Below are 23,795 nucleotides of genomic sequence, written 5' to 3'. Positions count from 1 at the left end.
CGCGTCCGAGACGCACGCGGCAACCGTGTGCACCGCCCCAACTTCATCTTGCACTGCGGCAGAAAAATATCGCACACTCGGCTGTGCCGGGCATCCAAGCGAGCTCGAACCAAGGAGCGAGCCATGTCCCTCCAGACCGCACCATCCGACGCCACCGAGCATCGCGCCAACCGGCCTGAGGACGTCCAGGTCACGGAAGCGGAGGCGCGGTTGCGCGACGACATCCGCCTGCTCGGGCGCATCCTCGGCGACACCGTGCGCGACCAGGAGGGCACCGAATTGTTCGACCTGGTCGAGCGCATCCGCCAGACCTCGATCCGCTTTCACCGCGACGAGGACCGGCTGGCCCGCCGCGAGCTCGAGCAGATGCTCGACAGCATGTCGACGTCCGAGACGGTGCGCATCGTCCGCGCCTTCAGCTATTTCTCCCACCTCGCCAACATCGCCGAGGACCAGAATAACATCCGCCAGATGCGCGCCCGCAGCGCGGCCAATGGCGGCGGCTCCGGCGTGCTGGCGCAAACGCTCGCCCACGCCAAGGCGGCGGGCATCAGCGCCGATGGCCTGCGCGACTTTTTCAAGACCGCCCTCGTCAGTCCTGTCCTGACCGCGCATCCGACCGAGGTGCGCCGCAAGAGCACCATGGACCGCGAGATGGAGGTCGCGCACCTGCTCGACCGCCGCGAGCGCGTGGCGCTGACGGCCGAGGAGGCGGAAGCCAGCGACGAGCAGCTTCGCCGCGAGGTGCTGACGCTGTGGCAGACCAATCTCTTGCGCCGGACCAAGCTCACCGTGCTCGACGAGGTCGCCAACGGCCTCTCGTTCTACGACTACACCTTCCTGCGCGAGGTGCCGCGGCTGATCAACGCACTGGAGGACCGGCTGGAGGAAGGCGGCGAGCAGGCCGCCGGCGAGCTCGCCTCGTTCCTGCGCATGGGCAGCTGGATCGGCGGCGACCGCGACGGCAATCCCTTCGTCACCGCCGACGTGATGCGCGGCACGCTGCGGCTGCAGTCGAGCCGGGTGATGCAGTTCTACCTGGAAGAGCTGCACGTGCTCGGCTCGGAATTGTCGATCGCGGCGCATCTGGCCGACGTCTCGGAGGAGCTGCGCAACCTGGCGGAACGCTCGCCGGACACCTCGCCGCACCGGAGCGGCGAGCCTTATCGTCTGGCGGTCTCCGGCATCTATGCGCGCCTGACCGCGACGGCCGAAAAGCCTCGAGGTCGAGATCACGCGCCGGCCGGTCGGCAAGGGCGCGCCTTACGCCAGCGTGAAGGAGCTGCAGGCCGATCTCGACGTGCTGCACCGCTCGCTGATCTCCAATAACGCCCGTGTCATCGCCCGCGGCCGGCTGCGGCTGCTTCGGCGCGCGGTGGATTGCTTTGGGTTCCACCTCGCCCGGCTCGACATCCGCCAGAACTCGGCGGTGCACGAGCGCACCATCGCCGAGCTGATGGACGCCGCCAATCCCGGCATGTCCTATCTCGCGCTCGGCGAGGATGCGCGCATTTCGCTGCTGACGAACGAGTTGCGCTCGACGCGCGCGCTGGTCTCGCCCTTCGTCAAGTACAGCGACGAGACCATGGGCGAGCTCAACGTGTTCCATGCCGCCGCGGAGGCGCATGCGAAGTTCGGCTCGGACGCCATTCCCCAATGCATCATCTCGATGTGCAAGAGCATGTCCGACATGCTCGAGGTGGCCGTGCTCTTGAAGGAGGTCGGCCTCGTCCATCCCTCCGGCCGCAGCGCCATCAACATCGTTCCCCTGTTCGAGACCATCGAGGACCTGCAGGCCTCGTCCGGCATCATGGACCGCATGCTGTCGCTGCACGATTACCGGCGTCTCGTCGACAGCCGCGGCAGCGTGCAGGAGGTCATGCTCGGCTATTCGGACTCGAACAAGGACGGCGGCTTCGTCACCTCGGGCTGGGAGCTCTACAAGGCCGAGATCAACCTCGTCGAGGTGTTCGAGCGCCATCACGTACGCTTACGCCTGTTTCACGGCCGCGGCGGCTCTGTGGGGCGCGGCGGCGGGCCGAGCTACGACGCCATCATCGCGCAGCCCGGCGGCGCGGTGAACGGCCAGATCCGCATCACCGAGCAGGGCGAGATCATCTCGTCGAAATATTCCAACGCCGAGGTCGGCCGCAACAATCTGGAGATCCTCGCCGCCGCGACGCTGGAGGCGAGCCTGCTGCATCCGCGCCGGAGCGCGCCGCGCCGCGAATACCTGACCGCGATGGACGAATTGTCGAACCTCGCCTTCAAGGCCTATCGTGGCCTCGTCTACGAGACCGAGGGCTTCGTCGATTACTTCTGGTCCTCGACCGTCATCAACGAGATCGCGACGCTGAACATCGGCAGCCGTCCGGCCTCGCGCAAGAAGACCCGGGCGATCGAGGATCTGCGCGCGATCCCCTGGGTGTTCTCCTGGGCGCAATGCCGGCTGATGCTGCCGGGCTGGTACGGCTTTGGCAGCGCGGTCGAGCAGTGGATCGCGGAGCACCCCGACAAGGGCATGCCGTTCCTGAAAGAGCTCTACAAGGAATGGCCGTTCTTCCGCATGCTGCTGTCGAACATGGACATGGTGCTGGCGAAGAGCTCGATCGCGATCGCCTCGCGCTATGCCGAGCTCGTGCCCGACGAAGCGCTGCGGGAGAAGATCTTCGGCCGCATCCGCCGCGAATGGCACGCCTCGATCGAGAACCTGCTCGACATCATGGGTCAGGACCGGCTGCTGCAGGGCAATCCGCTCTTGGAACGCTCCGTGCGCCACCGCTTTCCCTATCTCGATCCGCTCAACCACGTGCAGGTCGAGCTGTTGAGGGAGCACCGCGCGCAGAACCCGGACGAGCAGGTGCTACGCGGGATTCAGCTCACCATCAACGGCATCTCGGCGGGCTTGCGGAATACGGGGTGATCCAACCGCCGTCATTCCGGACGCGCGAAGCGCGAACTAGGGTGCGCAATTGCGCATCTGGGAATCTCGAGATTCCTGGGTCTGGTCCTTGCGGACCAGCCCGGAATGACGGCGTTACTACTCACGGCTTCATCGCGCCCTGCACGCTGGTGTAGACGGCATAGAGCGAGGTCGAGCCGCAGATATAGAGCCTGTTGCGCTGCTGGCCGCCGAAGCACAAATTGGCCACGGTCTCCGGAATATGGATCTTGCCGAGCAGCTCGCCCGACGGCGTGTAGCAGCGCACGCCGTCCTCGTTCGGATCGCCCCAGCCGACCGAACACCAGACCCGCCCTTCGGTGTCACAGCGTACACCGTCGGTGATGCCGGGCTTCGGCATCTCGGCGAAGACCTTGCTGTTCGCGACCTTGCCTGCGGCGACGTCGAGATCGAATACGCGGATATGCGACGGGTTGTCCGGCCCGTCCGTGAAGCCGGTATCGCAGATGTAGAGCTTCTTCTCGTCGGGCGAGATCGCGAGGCCGTTCGGCTCGACGAAGTCGTCGACCACGACCTTGACCTCTCCGGTCTTTGGGTCGACCCGATAGACGTTCTTCTTGTCCTGCTCGGGCTGGGCCTTGATCCCCTCATAGAAGCCGCCGATGCCGTAGGCGGGATCGGTGAACCAGATCGCGCCATCGGCGGTGACGACCGCATCGTTCGGCGAGTTCAGCCGCTTGCCGTTGAATTTGTCGGCGATGATAGTGATCGAGCCGTCGAGCTCGGTCCGCGTCACGCGCCGGCCGCTGTGCTCGCAGGTGATCAGGCGCCCTTCGCGGTCGATCGTGTTGCCGTTCGAGTTCATCGAGGGCTGCCGGTAGACGCTGAGGTGGCCGTCATCCTCGGAGAAGCGCATGATGCGGTTGTTCGGAATGTCGCTGAACAGCACATAGCGGCCGGCTGCGAAATACACCGGGCCCTCGGCCCAGCGGAATCCGGTCGCGACGCGCTCGACCGCCATCGTGCCGGCGAAGGCGGGAAAGCCGGACGGGCCGAATGTCGGCGGTCCCTTCTTGGCGGATTCCAGATGAGCGTCGGGATAGCGGCTGCCGGGCAATGGTCCGAGCGGCAGTGGCGCGGTCGACATCGTCGGCGCGCCGGTCTGGCCGAGCGGCGCCACGGACGCAGCGCCCGCGGCACCGATGCTCATGCCCGTCGCCGCGACGGCGGCGGCGCCCTTCAAGAGGGTGCGGCGGGCGAGGATGGGGTCGCTGGCATGGGTGGTGATGGGCAGGGGTGTCGTCATGGTCGCCTCCCGTTTTTTTGTTGGGAGCAAACCATCCGCCCGCAATCGGGCGTAAAGCGGGCGATCTCCGGCCGGACAACCGGAGATCGCAAATGCAGCAAGAGCGGCTAGACCGGATCCCAGGTGAAGATGTCGGCGGAGCGGTCGAGCTTGTAGAACGAGCCCGCCAGCGCCGGCATGCCGTGCTCGGCGATCGATTGCGGCGTCCAGCCTTCGCTCCGCTGCACCGAGCGGATCGGCCGGTTCTGGCTGAACAGGAAGATCTCGTTCATGCGCACGCCGAAGATCTGCCCGGTGACGTCCTTGGCGGAATCGCCGAGCAGATAGCCGCAGAGCGGGGCGATCTTCTCAGGCCCCATCTGCTTGATCTTCTCGACGCGCGCCTTCTCGGCCTCGGTCTCGGTCGGGATGGTGCCGATCATCCGCGTCCAGGCGAACGGCGAGACGCAGTTGGAGCGGACGTTGAAGCGGCCCATGTCGAGCGCGATCGACTTGGAGAGCCCGACGATGCCGAGCTTGGCCGCGGCGTAGTTGGCCTGGCCGAAATTGCCGATCAGGCCCGAGGTCGAGGTGAAGTGCACAAAGGAGCCCGACTCCTGCTCGCGGAAGATCCGCGCCGCGGCGTGGCTGACATAGAACGAGCCCATCAGATGCACCTTGATGACCGCCTCGAACGCTTCGACGCTCATCTTGTGGAAGATCATGTCGCGCAGGATGCCGGCATTGTTGACGACGCCGTCGAGCCGGCCGAAATGATCGGTCGCGGTCTTCACGATCTTGCTGGCCGGAATCGCTTCCGCGACGCTCTCGAAGTTCGCAACGGCCGTGCCGCCCCGCTTCTTGATCTCCTCGACCACCTCCTCGGCCGGCGCCGCGTTTGCGCCTGCGCCGTCGGCGGCGCTGCCGGGATCGTTGACGACGACCTTGGCGCCTTCCGCCGCGCACAAGAGCGCGATCTCGCGCCCGATGCCGCGGCCTGCGCCGGTGACGATGATGACCTTGTCCTGCAGTGATTTGCTCATGGGGATTCTCCTGTTGTCCGTCATTCCGGGATGGTGCGAAGCACCAGACCCGGAATCTCGAGATCCGGGTTCGCGCTTTGCGCGCCCCCGGAATGACGGTTAGCTACCTCTCGTTCGTAAACACGATCGTGCCACTTGCCGCGAACATGCCGCCGACGCCGTGGCACACCGAAATCTTGGCGTTGGCTACCTGCGCCGGCGCAATCCCGCGCATCTGCCGCACGCTCTCCTGCAGCGCGTACATGCCGTACATGCCCGAATGCATGTAGCTCAATCCGCCGCCATTGGTGTTGAGCGGCAGCTTGCCCCCGGGCCGCGTATTGCCGTCCGCGATGAACTTTCCGGTCTCCTCATAGGGCATGAAGCCGAGGTCGCCGAGGCCGAACAGCGGCAGATGCGCAAACGCATCATAGATCATGAGATGGTCGACGTCCTCATGCGCGATGCCGGCCTCCTTGAAGGCCAGGGGCCCCGCGGTCTTGAACGCGCGCGAGGAGTTGAAGGTCTCCATCTGGCTGACCATCGGCGTCTCCACGCTCTCGCCGGTGCCCATGATGTAGACCGGTTTCCGCGGAAAATCCCTGGCGCGGTCGGCCGAGGTCAGGATCAGCGCGCCGCCGCCGTCGGTGACGAGGCAGCATTGCAGCAGGCGGAACGGGTAGGCGATCATGCGCGAATTCAGGACGTCGGCGACCGTGATCGGGTCCTTCATCATCGCACGCGGATTCTTCGCCGCCCATTCCCGCTGCACCACGGCCACCGAAGCAAGCTGCTCGTGGGTGATGCCGTAGGTCTTCATGAAGCGCAGCACGGGAATCGGGAACATGCTGGGCGGCCCATAGACGCCGAAAGGAGCCTCGAACTGGCCGTTGAGGCTGTCCGGCGGGGTCGAGCGCGGCAATTTGCCGATCATCGACTTGCCGCTCTCGGCATGGGTGATCAGCACGGTCTTGCACAGACCGGCCTCGATCGCGGCAGCGGCATGGCGAACGTGCAGCATGAAGGAGCAGCCGCCGACGGAGGTGCCGTCGACCCAGGTCGGCTTGATGCCGAGATAATGGCAGACCTGCTGCGGGGTCTCGACCGCGGTGGCAAAGCCGTCGATGTCGGAGAGCTTCAGCCCGGCATCCGCGATGGCGTTGAGCGCGGCATCCGCGTGCAGCTGCAGCTGCGAGGCGTTCGGGATGATTCCGAGCTCGGTGGTCTCGGCGGCGCCGACGACGGCAACTTGGTTCCTGCGCATGGCCTACCCTTTCGCCGGACGGAAGACGGGAAGGGTGATCTTGTCGTCGAGCGCCTCGAAGGCGACCTCGAGGCTTCATGTCGAGCTCGAGCGCTTCGGGGGTCTGCGGGCAGTCGATGATGTTGCTCATCATCCGCGGGCCCTCGTCGAGCTCGACCACGGCGATCGCGTAAGGCGGCGTGAAGCCGGGCGCAGCGGGACGGTGGTTGATCACGTAGCTGTAGAGGAAGCCCTTGCCGCTCGCCTTGAAAATGCTGACCTTGCGCGAGGCGCAGGACGGGCAGAACGGGCGCGGCGGGAAGTAGACATGCGCGCAGGCGTCGCAGCGCTGCAGGCGCAATTCGCCGGCTTTGGTGCCGTCCCAGAAATGCTGGGTCTCCGGCGTCGGTTTCGGTCGCGCGCGCTGCGGTTCGGCCATCTCGGCGGCTCCTCCAAGACGGGCTTGGCGCCCGCCTGTTTCGATCTTGATGCGACAATCGACCATGGTGCGTCAACGGTCCAGCAATACGCATGCATGCCATCATGCGCACAATGCTTGTGTCGAACTGAGCCAGCGCTATAGATTGCGCGCGCCAATATTCCGTGAGACAGACATGCCCGATTTTCCGACACTGGCGAAGCTCGCCGAGGACCTTGAAAGCGGCCGTACCACCGCCCGCAAGCTGGTCGAGGCGTGCATCGCCAGGATTGCCGATCCCGCAGGCGAAGGCCAGCGCGCTTTCATCCATGTCGACAAGGACGCCGCGCTGGCGGCGGCCGATGCGATGGACGGCTTGCGCAAGGTGAAGGCCGCGCCGTCGCGCTATGCCGGCATTCCGGTCTCGATCAAGGATCTCTTCGACATCAAGGGCCAGGTGACGCGCGCAGGCTCCCGCGCCCTCGACGATTCCCCGCCGGCCGAGCAGGATGCGGCGACGGTGGCGCGGCTGCGCAGGGCCGGTTTCGTCGTGATCGGCCGCACCAACATGACCGAGTTCGCCTACTCCGGCATCGGCATCAATCCACACTACGGCACGCCGAAGGGGGCCTGGAACCGGGCCGAGGGGCACGTGCCCGGCGGCTCCTCCTCGGGCGCGGCGGTGTCCGTGCTCGACGGCATGGCGCATGGCGCGCTCGGCACCGACACCGGCGGCTCCTGCCGGATTCCGGCGGCCTATAACGGCATCGTCGGCTACAAGCCGACGCAGCGTCGCGTGCCGCTCGACGGTTCGGTGCCGCTGTCGTTCTCGCTCGACAGCATCGGGCCGCTGGCGCGATCGGTCAGCTGCTGTGCCATTCTCGATGCCGTGCTCGCGAACGAGCCGATCGCCGCGCTGAAGCCGCGTCCCGTGAAGGGCATGCGGCTGGCGGTGCCGACCACGATCGCGCTCGACGATCTCGACGCAGCGGTCGCCGAGACCTTCGAGCGCGCGCTGAAGTCGCTGGCCGATCACGGCGCTATCATCGAGCGCATCGAGATGGCCGAATTCCACGAGATCGGCCCGATGAATGCCAAGGGCGGCTTTGCCGCATCCGAGAGCTATGCCTGGCATCGCTATCTCATCACCGCCAAGGGCGACGTCTACGACCCCCGCGTATCCGTCCGCATCATGCGCGGCGAGGCGCAGAGCGCGGCCGACTACATCGATCTCCTCAACGAGCGTCGTTCGCTGATTGCCCGCGTCAATGCGCGCATCGCGCCTTATGACGCGCTGGTGCTGCCGACCACCGCGAACACGCCGCCGAAGATCGCCGACCTCGCCGACGACAAGGCGTTCACCACGCAGAACCTGCGCGCGCTGCGCAACTGCACCCTGATCAACATGATCGACGGCTGCGCCATCTCGATCCCTGCGCATCGCCAGGGCGACGTTCCGATCGGCCTGATGCTGGCGGGCGCCGGCGGGTCGGACCGCCGTATCTTCGAACTTGCCGCCGGCATGGAGGCCGTCATTCGTGTTTGACCTCACTTTCACCGTCGACGCCCGGGGGACCACCACGCCGCTGACGCTGCCGATCGACCAGATGGTCATCGCCGGCTGGACCGGCCGCGATCCGGTCGCGCGCGACAAGCACATCAAAGAGCTGCAGGAGATGGGCATCGCTCCGCCGGCCTCGACCCCGATCTACTACCGCGCCTCGGCACGGCGGCTGACCCAGGACGACAGCATCGAATGCACTGGCGGCGATTCCAGCGGCGAGGTCGAGTTCGTGCTGATCGGCTGGCAGGGCCGCATCTTCGTCGGTTGCGGCTCCGACCACACCGACCGCAAGGTCGAGGCCTACAACGTCACGGTGTCGAAGCAGATGTGCGACAAGCCGATCGCCTCCACGCTGTGGGAGCTGGAGGACGTCATCGGCCATTGGGACAAGATGATCCTGCGCTCCTACGCCACCATCAGGGGCGAGCGCGTGCTCTACCAGGAGGGCACGCTGGACGCGATGCTGCCGGTCAAGGACCTCATCGCCCGCGGCTTTGACGGCGGCAAGTTCCCCGACGGCTGCGCCATGTTCGGCGGCACCTTCGCCGCCAAAGGCGGCATCCGCCCCGCCGACCGCTTCGACTTCGAGCTGGAAGACCCCGTGCTGAAGCGCACGATCAGGCATGGTTATGACGTGGTGACGTTGCCGGTGAGGGGCTGATCTCTCTTCGCGTCATTGCGAGCGAAGCGAAGCAATCCAGGGTCTCTCCGTGGAACCAGTCTGGATTGCTTCGTCGCAAGGGCTCCTCGCAATGACGGGGAGAGAGTCATCGGAAATCGGGTGGTGGCAGCGGCCGCGATCTGCCACACCCCGTCATTCCGGGGCGCGACAAAGTCGCGAGCTATGGTGCGCAATTGCGCACCCCGAGAATCCATAACCACGATCGGGAGTATGGATTCCGGGCTCGTGCCCAAGAGGACGCGCCTCGGAATGACGGATGTGGACAGGATATCGCTATGGCCATTGCCAAACGGGTTGCCGCACCAGACTCTGAGGTCGACCTCGCCGCCCACGTCGACGCCCTCGATTGGCCGCAGATCACCGCCGAGCTTGACGCCCAGGGCTGTGCCATCCTGAAGGGCCTGCTGACGCCCGAGCAATGCCGCGCCGTCGCCGCGCTCTATCCCGATGACGCGCACTTTCGCAGCCGCATCGTCATGGGCCGTCACGGCTTCGGCCGCGGCGAGTACAAATATTTCGCCTATCCGCTGCCCGATCTGATCGCGCAATTGCGGCCGGCCCTGTACGCACATCTTCAACCCGTCGCCAATCGCTGGAACGAGGCAATGGGGACCGACATCCGCTATCCCGACAGCCATGCGGCATTCCTGAAGCGCTGCCACGAGGCGGGGCAGACGCGGCCGACGCCGTTGCTGCTGCAATACGGGGCCGGCGACTACAATTGCCTGCACCAGGATCTCTATGGCGAGCACGTGTTTCCGATCCAGGTCGCGATCCTCTTGTCGGAGCCGGGCCGCGATTTCACCGGCGGCGAGTTCGTGCTGACCGAGCAGCGCCCGCGCATGCAGTCCCGCGCCGAGGTTGTGCCGCTGGCACAGGGCCATGCGGTCGCCTTCGCCGTGCACCATCGCCCGGTGCAGGGGACGCGCGGTACCTATCGTGTCAATCTGCGCCATGGTGTCAGCCGGATCAGGTCCGGCCAACGCCACACGCTGGGTGTGATCTTTCATGATGCGAAATGAGCGCAGGCATTGACGTCTGATCTGTTCGACAGCGTCGCCGAGGCGCAGCCGTCGCGCGAGGAGATCGCCGATGGCGCCGTGCTGCTGCGCGGCTTCGTCACGCCGATCGAGAGCGAGCTGATCGACGCCGTGCGCACCATCGTGGCGCAATCCCCGTTTCGGCGGATGACCACGCCCGGTGGCCACCTGATGTCGGTGGCGATGACCAATTGCGGCGAGCGCGGCTGGATCACCGATCACACCGGCTACCGCTATGATCCCGTCGATCCGCGCACCGGTGCGCCCTGGCCGGCGATGCCGCCTGTCTTCCGGGATCTCGCCCGCCGCGCGGCGGAGCAGGGCGGTTTTCAAGACTTTGCGCCCGACGCCTGCCTCGTCAATTGCTATGAGCCCGGCACCCGATTGTCGCTGCATCAGGACAAGGACGAGCTGGACTATGCGGCGCCGATCGTCTCGGTCTCGCTCGGGCTGCCCGCGACCTTTCTGTTCGGCGGAATGGCGCGCAGCGACAAGCCGCGCCGCTTCCGGCTTGTCCATGGCGACGTCGTGGTCTGGGGCGGGCCGAGCAGGCTCGCCTATCACGGCGTGGCGCCGCTCGCCGAGGGCGAGCACGCGCTGCTCGGACGGCGGCGGATCAATCTGACCTTCCGCAAGGTGCTCTGAGGCATTCCCAAGAGGCATCGCTGTCGTCTAAGCTTCCGCGAGGGGGCGGCGCCATGACATCTGCACAGGTCTCGAGCGGGGCGAGCACGAGCGCATCGCGCACCGGAGTCTATCTGGCCGTGCTGCAACTCGTGTTCACGCTGGGCTGGACGACCTATGTCGTCTACCTGCCGAAGCTCGCCGCCGAGGTCGGCATCGCGCCATCAGCCGTGATCCTCATCCTGATGCTGGACCAGGCGATCTTCACCATCGCCGATACCGCGATGGGGATCGCGGCCGACAAGCTTGCACCCGTCGTCGGCAGGCTCGGCCTGTTCGTCGGTGTGCTGGCGGCGATCTCTTGCGCCGCCTTCGTCGCGCTGCCCTTCGTCGCCGGCATCGGTGCAGGCGCACAGGTCTGGTTCATCGTGCTGATCGTGGTCTGGTCAATCGCATCGTCCGCGCTGCGCGCGCCGCCGCTGACCCTGCTCGGCAAATACCGCGCCAAGCCGCAGGTGCCGTTTCTCGCAGCGCTGGCGATGCTCGGCTACGGCGTCGCCGGCGCGGTCTCGCCCTATCTTGGCGTCGTGCTGCGCGAGCACGATGCGCGGTTGCCGTTCGTGATCTCGAGCGTGGTGCTGCTATTGACGGCGCTCGGCCTGTCCCGCATCGAGCATGACGTGGCGCGCGATACCGCGCCGCCCAGCCGGGACGAGGCGGCAAAACCGCTCGGCCTCGTTCCGATCGCCTTCATCGTCGCCATGGTCGCGCTCGCCCTCGGCTACCAGCTGCACTTCGCCGTGAACAGCGCGCCGTCCTACTTGCGGTTCGCCGCCCCCGGTGAATTGCAATGGCTGATGCCGGTGTTCTGGATCGGCTTCAACATTGCGATGTTCCCGGCGAGCCTCGTCGTCAGGCATCGCGGCGGCCTGATCGTGATGGGCGCAGCCGGATTGCTCGGCGCGGTCGCGGTCGCGGCGGCGGAGCTTGCCGGCGGCCTCAACACGCTGATCGCGGCGCAGTTTCTCGCCGGCGCCGCCTGGGGCTGCATGCTCATGAGCGCGGTCTCGGCGGCGCTCGCGATCGGCTCGACCGGCGCGGAAGGCAAGGTCACGGGGCTGGTCTTCTCCGCACTCGCGCTCGGCACGTTTGCGCGCATGGCGGCCGTCGCCGGCGGTCTGCAGAAGATGCCGGAATATGCCCCGTTGCTGCACTGGACGCCGGTCGCCTGCTGGTCGGTCGCGGGCGCCGGCCTGCTGGTGATCGCAGCGGCGCGACTGCAGGGCCGGTCCGGTCTCAAGGCTTCGGCGGGTGGATGAACGCCCAGGGACTGACTTCCGAATCCCGCGGCACTTCCACCGAGATCAGATATGGTCCGCTGTGGCCGAGCGCCTTCTCCAGCACGGCCTTGAACTGATCCGGCGCGGTGACGCGCGCAGCCGCAACGCCGAACGATTCCGCGAGCTTGACGAAATCCGGATTGACGAGGTCGGACGCCACCACGCGGCCGTCGAAGCGTTCGCGCTGGTCGCGGCGGACATTGCCGTAGGCATTGTTGTTGAACACCAGCGTCACCACGCCGATGTTGAACTGCACGGCCGTGGCAAGCTCCTGCACGCCGAACATGAAGCCGCCGTCGCCGGTGATGGCGACCACGGGCTTGTCGGGATTGGCGACTTTCGCGCCGAGTGCGGTCGGAAAGCCCGAGCCGAGCGTGCCCTGATAGCCCGAGGTGATGAAGGTGCGGGGCTGGTAGACCGGAAAACCGTACCAGGAGGCGAAACCGACCTGAGACAATTCGTCGGTCACGATCGCATTCGCCGGCAGCACCTCGCGCAGGATGTCGAGATAGGCCATCTGCGGCTGGATGCGCTGGATCTCGGCTTGCGCGGTCGCGGTCGCCTCGCGGATCGCCTCCCGCCGGCCCCGGGTCCGCGCGTAGCCGGCCTTTTTCACCGCCGTGACGAGATCTGCCGTTCCGGCCTTGGCATCGCCGACGATGGCGGCATCGACCACGACCCGGCGCATCTCGACCGGGTCGATATCGATCCGAATGGATTTCAGCCCACTCGGCTGGTAGGGCCAGCGGAAGCCGGATGTCGGCAACTCGGCGCGGGTGCCGATTGCGATCATCAAATCTGTTGCCGGCCAGAGCTTGTAGGCCGCGGCCATGGTCAGGCCGAGTTCGTGCGCGTTGGAGACGATGCCCCGCCCGCTGCGGAAGGCGACGACGGGCGCATCGATCATCTCGGCGAGCTCGAGGATCTCCTCGCCGGCTTCGATCGCGCCGCTGCCGACGAAGATCATCGGCGCCTTGCTGGCCTTGATCAGCGCGGCCGCCTGCCTCACCAGATCGGGGTCGGGGTGCGGGGCGGGCAGGGGCTCCAGCACCTGCGCCGGGGCCGTATCCGCGCGCTGGGTAAAGACGTCCCAGGGCATCTCGACCGAGGCCGGGCCGCGCCGTCCCGACATCATCTCCTGGAACGCGCGCGCGACGATCGTCGGCGCGTTGCCGGGATATTCGATGCGGTCGGCCCATTTCACATAGGTCCGCAAGGTCGCGAGCTGATCCGGCATCTCGTGCAGATGGCCGCGGCCTTTGCCCAGAAACTGCGTCGGCACCTGGCCGGTGACGCACAGCACCGGCTCGTTGCAGCCGAACGCGGTCAGCAGCGCCGCGCTGGCGTTGAGCACGCCGGGGCCGGGCACCACGCTGAACACGCCGGGCTTGCCGCTGGAGCGCGCATAGCCGAACGCCATGTAGCCGCAGGCCTGCTCGTGCCGTGCACCGATCACCTTGAGCTGGGCCTGGTGGAAGGCGTCGAACAGGCCGTAGACCTGCGCGCCGGGCAGGCCGAACACGGTATCGACGCCGTGGGCGACCAGGCCGCTTACGATTGCTTCGCCGCCGGTGAGGGTGGTCATTGCGCTCATCCACTTCAATTGAAATTCAGGAATCCTCGCCGCCGCCAGTTTGGCAGAACCCGCCCGCGGCTTCGAGCAACATCAGCCCGCTTGGACTTCCGCCTTCAGGGCGTCATGAATGTTGTTCCGCTTCCAGCTGGTGTCCTTGTCGTTGATCTGCATGTCAAACGACAGGGCGAACTTGCCGGCGGCAAAGACCGAATCGAGATAGCGAGAGAGCGCCTGGAAAACGTGCTCGCCGGCCTGCTGCCGCGTCTTGAGGTCGCGGCCCTCTCCGATGCGCAGCACCATGTCGAGAAAGGCGTAGTCCTGCCTGCCGTCGGCGACCGCATAATGCTCGCACCGGATGGCGCGCACGCGGATGCCGCCGAGCGGGAAGATGCCGGTCTCGCTGGCTGCCTTGCGCACCACCTCACACACCAGCTTCATATCGAGCCGGCCGTCGAGATTGGCCGAATATTCGATCGTGAAATGCGGCATCGCGGTTTCCTCGTTATGCCTCTTAAGCGAAGTAGCAGCTGACCGAGCCGTAGGCGCCATAATCGGCCTGAATTGTGTCGCCCTTGCGGGTCTCGATCGGACGGATGAAGGAGCCCGCAAGCACGACCTGACCCGGCTCGAGCGCCAGCCCAAGCGGCGCGATCTTGTTGGCGAGCCAGGCGACCGCGGTCGCGGGATGATTGAGCACGCCGGCGGCAAGGCCGGTTTCCTCGAGCTGACCGTTCTTGAAACACAGCGCGCCGATCCAGCGCAGGTCTGCCTCGAGCGGGCGGATCGGTCGGCCCCCGAGTACGATGCCGGCATTCGCCGCGTTGTCGGCAATGGTGTCGAAAATCTTCCGCGTCGCTTTCGTCTTGGGATCGACGCGCTCGATCCGCGTGTCCAGGATTTCCAGTGCCGGCACGACGAAGTCGGTGGCGTTGAGCACGTCGAACAGCGTGCAGTGCGGGCCTGAAAGGCGCTTGCTCATGACGAAGGCGAGCTCGGCTTCGACCCGCGTCGCGATGAAGCGCGCGGTCGGAATGATCCCGCCGTCGGCAAAGAACATGTCGTCGAGCAGCACGCCGGAATCCGGTTCGTCGATGTTGAGCGCGCTCTGCATCGCCTTCGAGGTCAGGCCGATCTTGTGGCCCCTGACGATGCGCCCCTCCGCGATCTTGACGTCGACCCAGGCCTTCTGAATCGCGTAGGCGTCGGCGATGGTGATATCAGGGAAATCCTGCGAGAGCTGCCGGATCTGCGTGCGGGTGCTCTCCGCCTGGTGCAGACGCCTCGCGCAAGCTTGGATATCGTCGTCGGAAAGCGCCATTTGCCATCTTACAAATTGAGGTGCGGGGAGATGCTTAACATGTTAAATGAATGCGTCAAACCCCGTTCCGGTTTGCTGCACCGCAAACTTGCCGCGGTTTGAAAGGGCACCATGGTGAAAAAGCCGGTTGATCCAGCGAATGGAAGCGTGCCCGTCGCACGGCAGGTGCCGATGCGCGATTTCTCGCGCTCGCTGCCGATGTCGCTGCTGCGGGCCCGCGAGGCCGTGATGCGACAGTTTCGGCCCTCGCTGCGCCAGCACGGCCTGACCGAGCAGCAATGGCGTATCCTGCGCGCGCTGGCGGCGATCGAAGCGGTGGAGGTCACGGAACTCGCGCGCACGGCGTTCCTGCTCGGACCGAGCCTGTCGCGCATCCTGCGCGATCTCGAAGCGCGCAATCTGATCGAGCGCAAGACGGCGAAAGCGGACCAGCGCCGCAGCATGGTCTCGATCTCGAAAGAAGGGGTGAAGCTGATGGCCGCCGTGGCGCCGAATTCGGAGGCGATCTACGCCGAGATCACGCGACGCTTTGGGGCACACAAGCTCGCCGAACTGCAGGACATGCTGGGCGAGCTCGAACATAGTCTTGCCGGGCTCGGAAGCGCGGATGACACCCTCGCGGAGGGATGACACCAGATATGCGTGCGGGCACGGCGAGAGCCATGGACATTGACGCTTTTTTTCGCTCAAAGTGCGGCCCAATCCGATCCGCGCCGAGTGAGCGCAACAGGGAAGGAAAGGCAACGTGGCGAACAAAGTCAAAGAGATCTGGAAGTCGGGCAAGGCCGTCGTCAACGCATGGCTTGCGATTCCCTCCGGCTTCTCGGCCGAGATGATCGCGCAATGCGGCTTCGACAGTGTCACCGTCGACATGCAGCATGGCGTGCAGGACTATCTGTCGATGGTGCAGTGCTTCCAGGCGATGGACAAGCATCCGATCACGCCGATGGTCCGCGTGCCCTGGAACGAACCCGGCATCATCGGCAAGGTGCTCGACGGCGGCGCCTATGGCGTGATCTGCCCGATGGTCAACACGCCGCAGGAAGCCAGAAACCTCGTTTCCTATGCCAAATATCCGCCGAAGGGCGTGCGCTCCAACGGTCCGATCCGCGCTGGCATGTACGGCACCGCGGGCTCCTACCAGAAGACGGCCAACGACGAGATCGTGCTGCTGCCGATGATGGAGACGCGGACCGCGGTCGAGAACATGGAAGCGATCCTCGATGTCGAGGGTATCGACGGCGTCTATATCGGCCCGTCCGATCTCGGCTTCTCCTATGGCCTCGAGCCCAAGCTCGACCGCAGCGAGCCCGAGATCCTCGCGATCTACGAGAAGATCATCAAGGAATGCGGCAAGCGCGGCCTCAATCCCGGCATCCATTGCAGCGGCGCCGAAGGCGCAGCGCGCGCCATCAACATGGGCTTCAAGCTGGTGACGCTCTCGAACGAGGTCGGCCTGATGACCACCTACGCCAAGATGCAGGTCAATGCGACCCGCAAGGATGCGGGCGGCAAGGCGTAAGCTCTCGTGTCCCGGACGCGATGCGGTGCGTAGCACCGCTTCGCAGAGCCGGGACCCAGAAGCTTTCGACGACATGGGCCCCGGCTCAGCAGCGCATCGTTTCACGCTGCGCTGCGTCCGGGGCACGATGGTTTCGATAAAGGAGACTCTCATGACCATCAGCCCCGTCATCCGCCTGCATCCCGATGATGGCGTGGTGATCGCGCGCGCCAGCCTGCCGCCGGGAACATCGGTGGCCGACGGCGTGACCACGGTCGAGCGCATTCCCTCCGGCCACAAGGTCGCGATCAAGCCGATCGCAATGGGCGAGCCGGTCAAGCGCTACGGTCAGATCATCGGCTTTGCCACGCAGGCCATCGCGCCGGGCCAGCACGTGCACGTGCAGAATTGCGGCATGGGCGATTTCTCCAAGGACTATGCCTATTGCGTCGACGTCAAGCCGACGCCGAATTTCGACCTGCCGGCGACTTTCGAAGGCATCCGCCGCCCGGACGGCCGCGTCGCCACGCGCAATTATATCGGCATCCTCACCTCGGTGAATTGCAGCGCGCATGTCGCAAGCCTGGTCGCCGACGTCTTCAAGAAGAATCCCTTCACCGGCGACAACCCGCTGGCCGATTTCCCCAATGTCGACGGCGTGGTCGCGCTGACCCACAAGACCGGCTGCGGCATGACGCAGAATGAGCCGCTGACGCTGCTCCGCCGCACGCTCGGCGGCTATGCGCGCCACGTCAATTTCTCTCACGTCATCGTGCTCGGCCTCGGCTGCGAGGTGAACCAGATCGGCGGCCTGATGGAAGAGCAGAAGCTCGCCGGCCGCCTGCGCGCGATGGACATCCAGGAGGTCGGCGGCACCCGCAAGACCGTCGAAGCCGGCATCGCCTTCGTGCGCGAGGCGCTGGCCGATTCCAACAAGGTCAAGCGCGAAACCGTGCCGGCGAGCGAGCTCACCGTGGCACTGCAATGCGGCGGCTCGGACGGCTATTCCGGCGTGTCGGCCAATCCTGCGCTCGGCGCCGCCAGCGATCTCATCGTCCGTCACGGCGGCACCGTGATCCTGTCGGAGACACCGGAGACCTACGGCGCCGAGCATCTCTTGACGCGCCGCGCCGTCAGCCGCGAGGTCGGCGAGAAGCTGGTCGACCTGATGCGCTGGTGGGACGAATACACGGCGCGCGAAGGCGCCGAGATGAACGCCAATCCGAGTCCCGGCAACAAGGCCGGCGGCCTCACCACCATTCTGGAGAAGTCGCTCGGCGCGATGGCCAAGGCCGGCACCACCAACCTCGTCGAGGTGCTGCGCTACGCCGAGCCCATCACCAAGAAGGGCTTCGTGTTCATGGACACGCCCGGCTACGATCCGGTCGCCGCCACCGGCCAGGTCGCCGGCGGGGCCAATCTGGTCTGCTTCACCACGGGCCGTGGCAGCGTGTTCGGCTGCAAGCCGGCGCCCTCGATCAAGCTCGCCACCAACACGCCCATGTACAAGCGCATGGAAGAGGACATGGACGTCAATTGCGGCACCATCCTCGAAGGCGAGGAGAGCGTCGAGCAATGCGGTCGGCGCATTTTCGATCTCATCCTCGAGACGGCTTCGGGGCGGCCGACCAAGAGCGAGAGCTTCGATTTCGGCGGCGCCGAGTTCGCGCCCTGGGTGCTTGGCGCGACGATGTAATCGCGCCAGGCGCGCCGCGCGGCACCGACGCAATCACAAGACGCAGGCGGGCGTTCGCGACGGCTTCAGCAATGCGTGTGGTTGTCGGTATTTTACTGACGCTAAGTAATGATCCGGAGGCAGACGCCTCATTCGGGACTTTCCCGGCTTACATCTGGTTAACATTGTTGGCCTAGACAGGAGGCGATGCGGTTCCACAACGTGGTGGGGCCCGCCCTTTGTCGAGGATCGAAGTGATGCAGGCGATACGTCCTACTGGGGTGGAACATCTCCTCGGTGAGGAGGAACTGATCGTATCGAAGACCGACCTCAAAGGCCGCATCACCTACGCCAATGACGTCTTTCTCCGCATGGCAAAATACCCCTGGAAGGAGCTGATGGGTGCGCCCCACAGCCTGATCCGCCATCCGGACATGCCGCGCTGCGTGTTCAAGCTGCTGTGGGACACGCTCCAGGCCAAGCAGGAAATCTTCGCCTACGTCGTCAATCTCGCCGGGGACGGCAGCCATTATTGGGTGTTCGCCCACGTCACCCCGACCTTCGACGATCGCGGCAACATCATCGGATATCATTCCAATCGACGCAGGCCCGATCCGGCGCCGGTCGAGAAAATCAAGCCGATCTACAAGGCGCTCTGCGCGGAAGAGGCGCGTCACGCCAATGCCAAGGACGGCATGCGTGCGAGCTTCGACATGATGGTCGGCCTGCTCAAGCAAAACGGTGTCGCCTACGATGAATTTGTGCTCTCTCTCTAAGGCGCAGGGAGCGACCGCGCTCGCCTGTGTTGTTGCCGCCGTCGCATTCGTCGTCTCGCTGCTCGGTTGGAACGGAATCACCAGCGCCGCGCTGCTGGGCGCGACGCTCGCGCTGCTGGGCTACGCCCTCTGGTATCAGCATCGCACGGCGGTGGCCGTCGATGAGGTCGCCGATGTCTGCCGCAAGGCGGCGCGCGGCGATCTCGAGGCGCGGATCCTGAGCGAGCGGCAGGCCGGGCGGATCGGCGCCATCCAGAAGTCGGTCAACGACATGCTCGACATCACCGACGCCTTCGTCCGCGAGGCTTCGGCATCGATGGACTATGCCAGCCGCGGCAAGTATTTCCGCAAGATCCTCGCGCGCGGACTGCCCGGCTCGTTCCGCCGCTCGGCCACCGTGATCAATACCGGTACCGACAGCCTCGGCCGCCGCGTCGTCGAGATCGCCGGCCTCGCCAATCAGTTCGGCACGCATCTCGACGAGGTTGCCGGCAGCCTCATGAGCGCCGCGACCGATCTGGAATCCGACGCCGGCCAGATGGCGGCCGCGGCGGAGGTGACCAGCCGCCAGACCTCCGGCATGCGCAGCGCGTCCGAGCAGGCCTCGAGCAACGTTGCGACGGTGGCGAGCGCCGCGGAGCAACTCGCATCTTCGATCGCCGAGATCAGCCGCCAGGTGGCCGGCTCGACCGCGAGCACCGGTCGCGCCGTCGAGGAAGCCAATCGCGCCGGCAACGAGATTCGCTCTCGCGGAGGCCGCGCTGCGGATCGGCGACGTCGTCAAGCTGATCAGCGAGATCGCCTCGCAGACCAACCTTCTGGCGCTCAACGCCACGATCGAGGCGGCGCGGGCAGGCGAAGCCGGCCGCGGCTTCGCGGTCGTCGCCTCCGAGGTCAAGAGTCTCGCCAACCAGACTGCGAAGGCGACCGAGGAGATCAGCGCCAAGGTCGGCGAGATGCAGCAATCGACGACCAATTCGGTCGCGGCTGTCGAGGCGATCGCCCAGACCATCGCCGAGATCGACGGCATCACCGCGAGCATTGCGGCCTCCATCCAGCAGCAGGGCTCCGCGACACGCGAGATCGCCCGCAGCGTCCACGAGGCCTCCGCCGGCACCTCGCAGGTCTCCTCCAACGTCTCGGGCATCAGCGAAGCCGCCGCCGATACGGGCCGCGTCGCCAGCCGCGTCAACAGCGCCTCCGAGCGCGTCCACGGCGAAGTCGAGACGCTCCGCCGCGAGGTAACGCAGTTCCTGCAGCGGCTGACCTCGGCGGCGTAAGGCCGCGCGATCGCAGCGAGATGGAACGGGCTCAATCCGCTGACTCGGAATCGTAGGGTGGGCAAAGGCGCACTTGCGCCGTGCCCACGCAACGGAAGACCTGGGCACGACGCGCAAGAGCGCGCCTTTGCCCACCCTACGATGCTGCACATGTGGCGCGCCATCCGGCCTACGGTGTACCCGGGATACTTCCTAGGCACGCGCTGCCCGTTGTTAGTGCTTGATCGCACCCACATCAGGTGTTCTGCTCAAAAAAGCTGCTGGAGCACCGCACCCCGTGTCGATCTACGTCGCATTGCATCACGTCACGCACTACAAATACGACCGCCCGATCGACCTCGGTCCGCAGACCATCCGCCTGCGCCCGGCGCCGCATACGCGCACGCCGGTCCTGAGCTATTCGCTCAAGGTCACGCCCTCCAATCATTTCGTGAACTGGCAGCAGGATCCGCAAGGCAACTGGCTCGCCCGCTACGTCTTCCCCGAGAAGACCACCGAATTGAAGATCGAGGTCGACTTCACCGCGCAGATGACGGTGGTCAATCCGTTCGACTTCTTCGTCGAGCCGTACGCCGACAGCTTTCCGTTCGAGTACCCGAAGGATCTCAAGACCGAGCTGGCGCCGTATCTCGAGACGGTGAAGCCCGATCGCCTGTTTGCGAAATATCTGGACTCGATCCCGCAGGAGGCTCCGAACACCGTCAACTTCCTGGTCGAGCTCAATCGCGAGCTGCAGAAGAAGATCCGCTACATCATCCGGATGGAGCCGGGCGTGCAGACGCCGGAGGAGACGCTCGCCTCGTCCGCCGGATCATGCCGGGATTCCGCGTGGCTGCTGATCCAGACCTTCCGCCATCTCGGGCTCGCCGCGCGCTTCGTCTCCGGCTATCTCGTCCAGATCCGCCCCGACATCGATCCGATCGAAGGGCCGCCGGAGGTGGAGAACGACTTCACCGACCTGCATGCCTGGGCCGAGGTCTATCTGCCCGGCGCCGGCTGGATCGGCTTCGACGCGACCTCCGGCATGCTCGCGGGCGAGGGCCACATCCCGGTCGCCGCCACGCCGCATTATCGCTCGGCGGCGCCGATTTCGGGCGGGGCCGGCTTTGCCGAGGTCGAGTTCGCCTTCGACATGAGCGTGAAGCGGATCCGCGAGGCGCCGCGCATCACGAAGCCTTTCTCCGACGAATCCTGGGCGCGGCTCAACGATCTCGGCGAGCAGGTCGACGGCGACCTCGCGAGCGCGGACGTACGGCTCACCATGGGCGGCGAGCCGACCTTCGTCTCGGTCGACGATCTCGAAGCGGCGGAGTGGAATACGGAAGCGGTCGGCCCGACCAAGCGCGCGCTGGGCGACGAGCTGATCCGCCGCCTGCGCGCGCGCTTCGGCTCGGGCGGTCTTCTGCATTACGGCCAGGGCAAATGGTATCCGGGCGAGAGCCTGCCGCGCTGGGCCTTCGGCTTGTACTGGCGCAAGGACGGCGTGCCGATCTGGAACAACGCCGACCTGATCGCCAGCATCGAAAATCCGCGGCGCGCCGAGGTGAGGCAAGCCGCAACCTTCATGGAGGCCACCGCAGCACGGCTCGGGCTCGACCCGGGCTACATCATCCCGGCTTACGAGGACACGGCCTACTGGCTCCAGAAGGAAGCCGAGCTTCCCGTCAACGTCGATCCCACCGACTCCAAGCTGTCCGATCCGGAGGCGCGCGCGCATGGCGCGCGTGTTCGACGAAGGGCTGAATACGCCGCGCGGCTTCGTGCTGCCGGTGCAGCGCTGGAATGCGCCGCCGCGCTGGCGCAGCGAGCGCTGGGCTCTCCGGCGCAACCATTTGTTCCTGATGCCCGGCGATTCGCCGCTCGGCCTGCGCTTGCCGCTCGGCTCGCTCGGATACGTGCCGCCCAACCAATATCCCTACATCGTCGAACAGGATCCGATGGAGGCGCGAGACAAGCTGCCCGTGTTCACGCTTGCCGCGCGCCCGGAAACCCCGCCGCGGGCCGCGCCCGAGCAGCTCAACACCTCCGTCCCGGTGCGCACCGCGCTGTCGGTGGAAGTCCGCGACGGCGTCATCTGCGCCTTCATGCCGCCGGTCGAGCGCATCGAGGATTATCTCGAGCTGGTCGCCGTGCTCGAAGCCACCGCCGAGGAGGTGCAGCTCCCCGTCCATGTTGAAGGCTATCCGCCGCCGTTCGATCCGCGCATCGAGGTGATCAAGGTGACGCCCGATCCCGGTGTCATCGAGATCAACATCCAGCCGGCGAAGAACTGGCGCGAGGCGGTCGAGATCACCACCGGCCTCTACGAGGATGCCGGCAAGGTTCGCCTCGGCGCCAACCGCTTCCTGGTCGACGGCCGCCACACCGGCACCGGCGGCGGCAACCACGTCGTGGTCGGCGGCTCGAGCCCGCAGGACTCGCCGTTCCTGCGCCGGCCGGATCTGCTCAAGAGCCTTGTCCTGTATTGGCAGCGGCATCCCTCGCTGTCCTACTTCTTCTCCGGCCTGTTCATCGGCCCGACCAGCCAGGCGCCGCGCATCGACGAAGCCCGTCACGACAGCATCTACGAGCTCGAGGTCGCGCTCTCGCATGTGCCGCCGCCGGACACGCAGGCGCCGCTGTGGCTGGTCGACCGCCTGTTCCGGCATCTGCTCGTCGACATCACCGGCAATACCCACCGCGCCGAGATCTGCATCGACAAGCTTTATTCGCCGGAGGGGCCGACCGGCCGGCTCGGCCTCGTCGAATTCCGCGCGCTCGAAATGCCGCCGGACCCGCGCATGTCGCTGGCGCAGCAGCTCTTGATCCGCGCGCTGATCGCAAAATTCTGGCGCGAGCCGCAACACGGCAAGTTCGTGCGCTGGGGCACCGCGCTGCATGACCGCTTCATGCTGCCGCATTTCATCTGGGACGATTTTCTGGACGTGCTCTCCGAGCTCAGGCAGTTCGGTTACCCCTTCGAGCCGGAATGGTATCTGGCGCAGCTCGAATTCCGCTTTCCCGCCTTCGGCCGCGTCCATCATGGCGGCGTGACGCTGGAGCTGCGCCAGGCGCTGGAGCCCTGGCACGTGCTGGGCGAGGAGGGCTCGGCCGGCGGCACCGTGCGCTATGTCGATTCATCGGTCGAGCGGCTCCAGGTCAAGGCGGAGGGGTTCGTCGAGGGCCGCCACATCGTCACCTGCAACGGCCGCCGCCTGCCGATGACCTCGACCGGCCGCTCGGCCGAGGCCGTGGCCGGCGTCCGCTTCAAGGCCTGGCAGCCGGCTTCCGGCCTGCATCCGACCATTCCGGTCCACGCGCCGCTGACCTTCGACCTGATCGACAGCTGGAACGGCCGCTCGCTCGGCGGCTGCGTCTACCATGTCGCCCATCCGGGCGGGCGCAGCTACGACACCAAGCCGGTCAACACCTATGAAGCCGAGGCGCGGCGTCTGGCGCGCTTCCAGGACCACGGCCATACGCCGGGGCCCATCCAGCCACCGCCGGAGGAGCGCACAAATGAGTTCCCCCTGACCCTCGACTTGCGGACCCCGCTCCTGCAATGAGTAT

15 protein-coding genes and 4 pseudogenes are annotated in these 23,795 nt (G+C 66.0%); 12 read left to right on the top strand and 7 right to left on the bottom strand.

Annotated features, from left to right (window positions below; all coding sequences use genetic code 11):
• Positions 1-123 precede the first annotated feature (123 nt).
• Positions 124-2,923: pseudogene (gene ppc, locus ACETMP_RS13000) on the top strand (phosphoenolpyruvate carboxylase).
• Between the two features lie 121 nt (positions 2,924-3,044).
• Here the strand turns inward: ppc and ACETMP_RS12995 are convergent.
• From ACETMP_RS12995 to ACETMP_RS12980, 4 genes and pseudogenes are all read right to left on the bottom strand, one after another.
• Positions 3,045-4,208 (bottom strand): SMP-30/gluconolactonase/LRE family protein, encoded by a 1,164-nt coding sequence (locus ACETMP_RS12995; protein ID WP_375161234.1) that lies wholly within the window; start codon positions 4,206-4,208, stop codon positions 3,045-3,047.
• Between the two features lie 107 nt (positions 4,209-4,315).
• Positions 4,316-5,230 (bottom strand): SDR family oxidoreductase, encoded by a 915-nt coding sequence (locus tag ACETMP_RS12990; protein ID WP_375161233.1) that lies wholly within the window; start codon positions 5,228-5,230, stop codon positions 4,316-4,318.
• Between the two features lie 103 nt (positions 5,231-5,333).
• Positions 5,334-6,473, bottom strand: a complete 1,140-nt coding sequence (locus ACETMP_RS12985; RefSeq protein ID WP_375161232.1) for a thiolase — start codon at positions 6,471-6,473, stop codon at positions 5,334-5,336.
• A gap of 3 nt (positions 6,474-6,476) precedes the next feature.
• Positions 6,477-6,891, bottom strand: a pseudogene (locus tag ACETMP_RS12980) (Zn-ribbon domain-containing OB-fold protein).
• Positions 6,892-7,066: 175 nt separating this feature from the next.
• Between ACETMP_RS12980 and ACETMP_RS12975 the strand changes: the two are divergent.
• The 5 genes from ACETMP_RS12975 (at position 7,067) to ACETMP_RS12955 (ending at position 12,099) form a co-directional block, all read left to right on the top strand.
• A complete protein-coding gene (locus ACETMP_RS12975; protein WP_375161231.1) occupies positions 7,067-8,416 on the top strand; it encodes an amidase in 1,350 nt (449 codons plus the stop codon).
• Positions 8,409-9,095: a DUF2848 domain-containing protein gene (locus tag ACETMP_RS12970; protein ID WP_375161230.1), complete on the top strand. Its 687-nt coding sequence runs from the start codon at positions 8,409-8,411 to the stop codon at positions 9,093-9,095. The genes ACETMP_RS12975 and ACETMP_RS12970 overlap by 8 nt, the downstream gene beginning before the upstream one ends.
• A gap of 296 nt (positions 9,096-9,391) precedes the next feature.
• The gene (locus tag ACETMP_RS12965; protein ID WP_375161229.1) at positions 9,392-10,138 is read left to right on the top strand and encodes a 2OG-Fe(II) oxygenase; all 747 of its coding nucleotides are present in this window, start codon (positions 9,392-9,394) and stop codon (positions 10,136-10,138) included.
• Positions 10,139-10,147: 9 nt separating this feature from the next.
• On the top strand, positions 10,148-10,801 hold the full coding sequence (alkB, locus tag ACETMP_RS12960) for a DNA oxidative demethylase AlkB (protein WP_375161228.1): 654 nt from the start codon (positions 10,148-10,150) through the stop codon (positions 10,799-10,801).
• A gap of 53 nt (positions 10,802-10,854) precedes the next feature.
• Positions 10,855-12,099 carry an MFS transporter gene (locus ACETMP_RS12955; protein WP_375161227.1) on the top strand — a complete coding sequence of 415 codons (1,245 nt, stop codon included), beginning with the start codon at positions 10,855-10,857 and terminating at the stop codon, positions 12,097-12,099.
• On the opposite strand, the gene ACETMP_RS12950 is transcribed toward ACETMP_RS12955, so the two are convergent.
• The 3 genes from ACETMP_RS12950 to hpaH all read right to left on the bottom strand — a co-directional run bounded on the left by ACETMP_RS12950 (position 12,077) and on the right by hpaH (position 15,014).
• On the bottom strand, positions 12,077-13,705 hold the full coding sequence (locus ACETMP_RS12950; protein ID WP_375161226.1) for a thiamine pyrophosphate-dependent enzyme: 1,629 nt from the start codon (positions 13,703-13,705) through the stop codon (positions 12,077-12,079). The genes ACETMP_RS12955 and ACETMP_RS12950 overlap by 23 nt on opposite strands.
• 81 nt (positions 13,706-13,786) lie before the next feature.
• Positions 13,787-14,185, bottom strand: coding sequence for a 5-carboxymethyl-2-hydroxymuconate Delta-isomerase (locus ACETMP_RS12945; protein ID WP_375161225.1), 399 nt, complete (start codon positions 14,183-14,185; stop codon positions 13,787-13,789).
• 22 nt (positions 14,186-14,207) lie between these two features.
• Complete coding sequence (gene hpaH / locus ACETMP_RS12940; protein WP_375161224.1) at positions 14,208-15,014, bottom strand: 2-oxo-hept-4-ene-1,7-dioate hydratase; 807 nt, start codon at positions 15,012-15,014, stop codon at positions 14,208-14,210.
• Between the two features lie 111 nt (positions 15,015-15,125).
• On the opposite strand from hpaH, the gene hpaR reads away from it, so the two are divergent.
• The 6 genes and pseudogenes from hpaR to ACETMP_RS12910 all read left to right on the top strand — a co-directional run bounded on the left by hpaR (position 15,126) and on the right by ACETMP_RS12910 (position 23,791).
• Positions 15,126-15,644, top strand: a complete 519-nt coding sequence (gene hpaR, locus ACETMP_RS12935; protein ID WP_375161223.1) for a homoprotocatechuate degradation operon regulator HpaR — start codon at positions 15,126-15,128, stop codon at positions 15,642-15,644.
• A gap of 115 nt (positions 15,645-15,759) precedes the next feature.
• On the top strand, positions 15,760-16,536 hold the full coding sequence (locus ACETMP_RS12930) for an HpcH/HpaI aldolase/citrate lyase family protein (protein ID WP_257177434.1): 777 nt from the start codon (positions 15,760-15,762) through the stop codon (positions 16,534-16,536).
• Positions 16,537-16,687: 151 nt separating this feature from the next.
• Positions 16,688-18,211, top strand: a complete 1,524-nt coding sequence (locus ACETMP_RS12925) for a UxaA family hydrolase (RefSeq protein WP_375161222.1) — start codon at positions 16,688-16,690, stop codon at positions 18,209-18,211.
• A gap of 233 nt (positions 18,212-18,444) precedes the next feature.
• The gene (locus ACETMP_RS12920; RefSeq protein ID WP_028135297.1) at positions 18,445-18,966 is read left to right on the top strand and encodes a PAS domain-containing protein; all 522 of its coding nucleotides are present in this window, start codon (positions 18,445-18,447) and stop codon (positions 18,964-18,966) included.
• Positions 18,944-20,246, top strand: a pseudogene (locus tag ACETMP_RS12915) (methyl-accepting chemotaxis protein). Before ACETMP_RS12920 ends, ACETMP_RS12915 begins: the two are co-directional and overlap by 23 nt.
• Positions 20,247-20,523: 277 nt before the next feature.
• Positions 20,524-23,791: pseudogene (locus tag ACETMP_RS12910) on the top strand (DUF2126 domain-containing protein).
• Positions 23,792-23,795 lie beyond the last annotated feature (4 nt).

The organism is Bradyrhizobium dasycarpum (assembly GCF_042019905.1).
GTDB classification, from domain to species: Bacteria; Pseudomonadota; Alphaproteobacteria; order Rhizobiales; family Xanthobacteraceae; genus Bradyrhizobium; species Bradyrhizobium japonicum_B.
The sequence above is the reverse complement of the archived record's forward strand: the minus strand, read 5'-3'. Positions and strand labels throughout refer to the sequence as shown.

Bases quoted from the DNA above. Each gene is read 5' to 3' on its own strand.
- ACETMP_RS12995 (WP_375161234.1), bottom strand. From the start codon at position 4,208: ATGACGACACCCCTGCCCATCACCACCCATGCCAGCGACCCCATCCTC.
- ACETMP_RS12990 (WP_375161233.1), bottom strand. From the start codon at position 5,230: ATGAGCAAATCACTGCAGGACAAGGTCATCATCGTCACCGGCGCAGGC.
- ACETMP_RS12985 (WP_375161232.1), bottom strand. From the start codon at position 6,473: ATGCGCAGGAACCAAGTTGCCGTCGTCGGCGCCGCCGAGACCACCGAG.
- ACETMP_RS12975 (WP_375161231.1), top strand. From the start codon at position 7,067: ATGCCCGATTTTCCGACACTGGCGAAGCTCGCCGAGGACCTTGAAAGC.
- ACETMP_RS12965 (WP_375161229.1), top strand. From the start codon at position 9,392: ATGGCCATTGCCAAACGGGTTGCCGCACCAGACTCTGAGGTCGACCTC.
- ACETMP_RS12955 (WP_375161227.1), top strand. From the start codon at position 10,855: ATGACATCTGCACAGGTCTCGAGCGGGGCGAGCACGAGCGCATCGCGC.
- ACETMP_RS12950 (WP_375161226.1), bottom strand. From the start codon at position 13,705: ATGACCACCCTCACCGGCGGCGAAGCAATCGTAAGCGGCCTGGTCGCC.
- ACETMP_RS12945 (WP_375161225.1), bottom strand. From the start codon at position 14,185: ATGCCGCATTTCACGATCGAATATTCGGCCAATCTCGACGGCCGGCTC.
- hpaH (WP_375161224.1), bottom strand. From the start codon at position 15,014: ATGGCGCTTTCCGACGACGATATCCAAGCTTGCGCGAGGCGTCTGCAC.
- hpaR (WP_375161223.1), top strand. From the start codon at position 15,126: ATGGTGAAAAAGCCGGTTGATCCAGCGAATGGAAGCGTGCCCGTCGCA.
- ACETMP_RS12925 (WP_375161222.1), top strand. From the start codon at position 16,688: ATGACCATCAGCCCCGTCATCCGCCTGCATCCCGATGATGGCGTGGTG.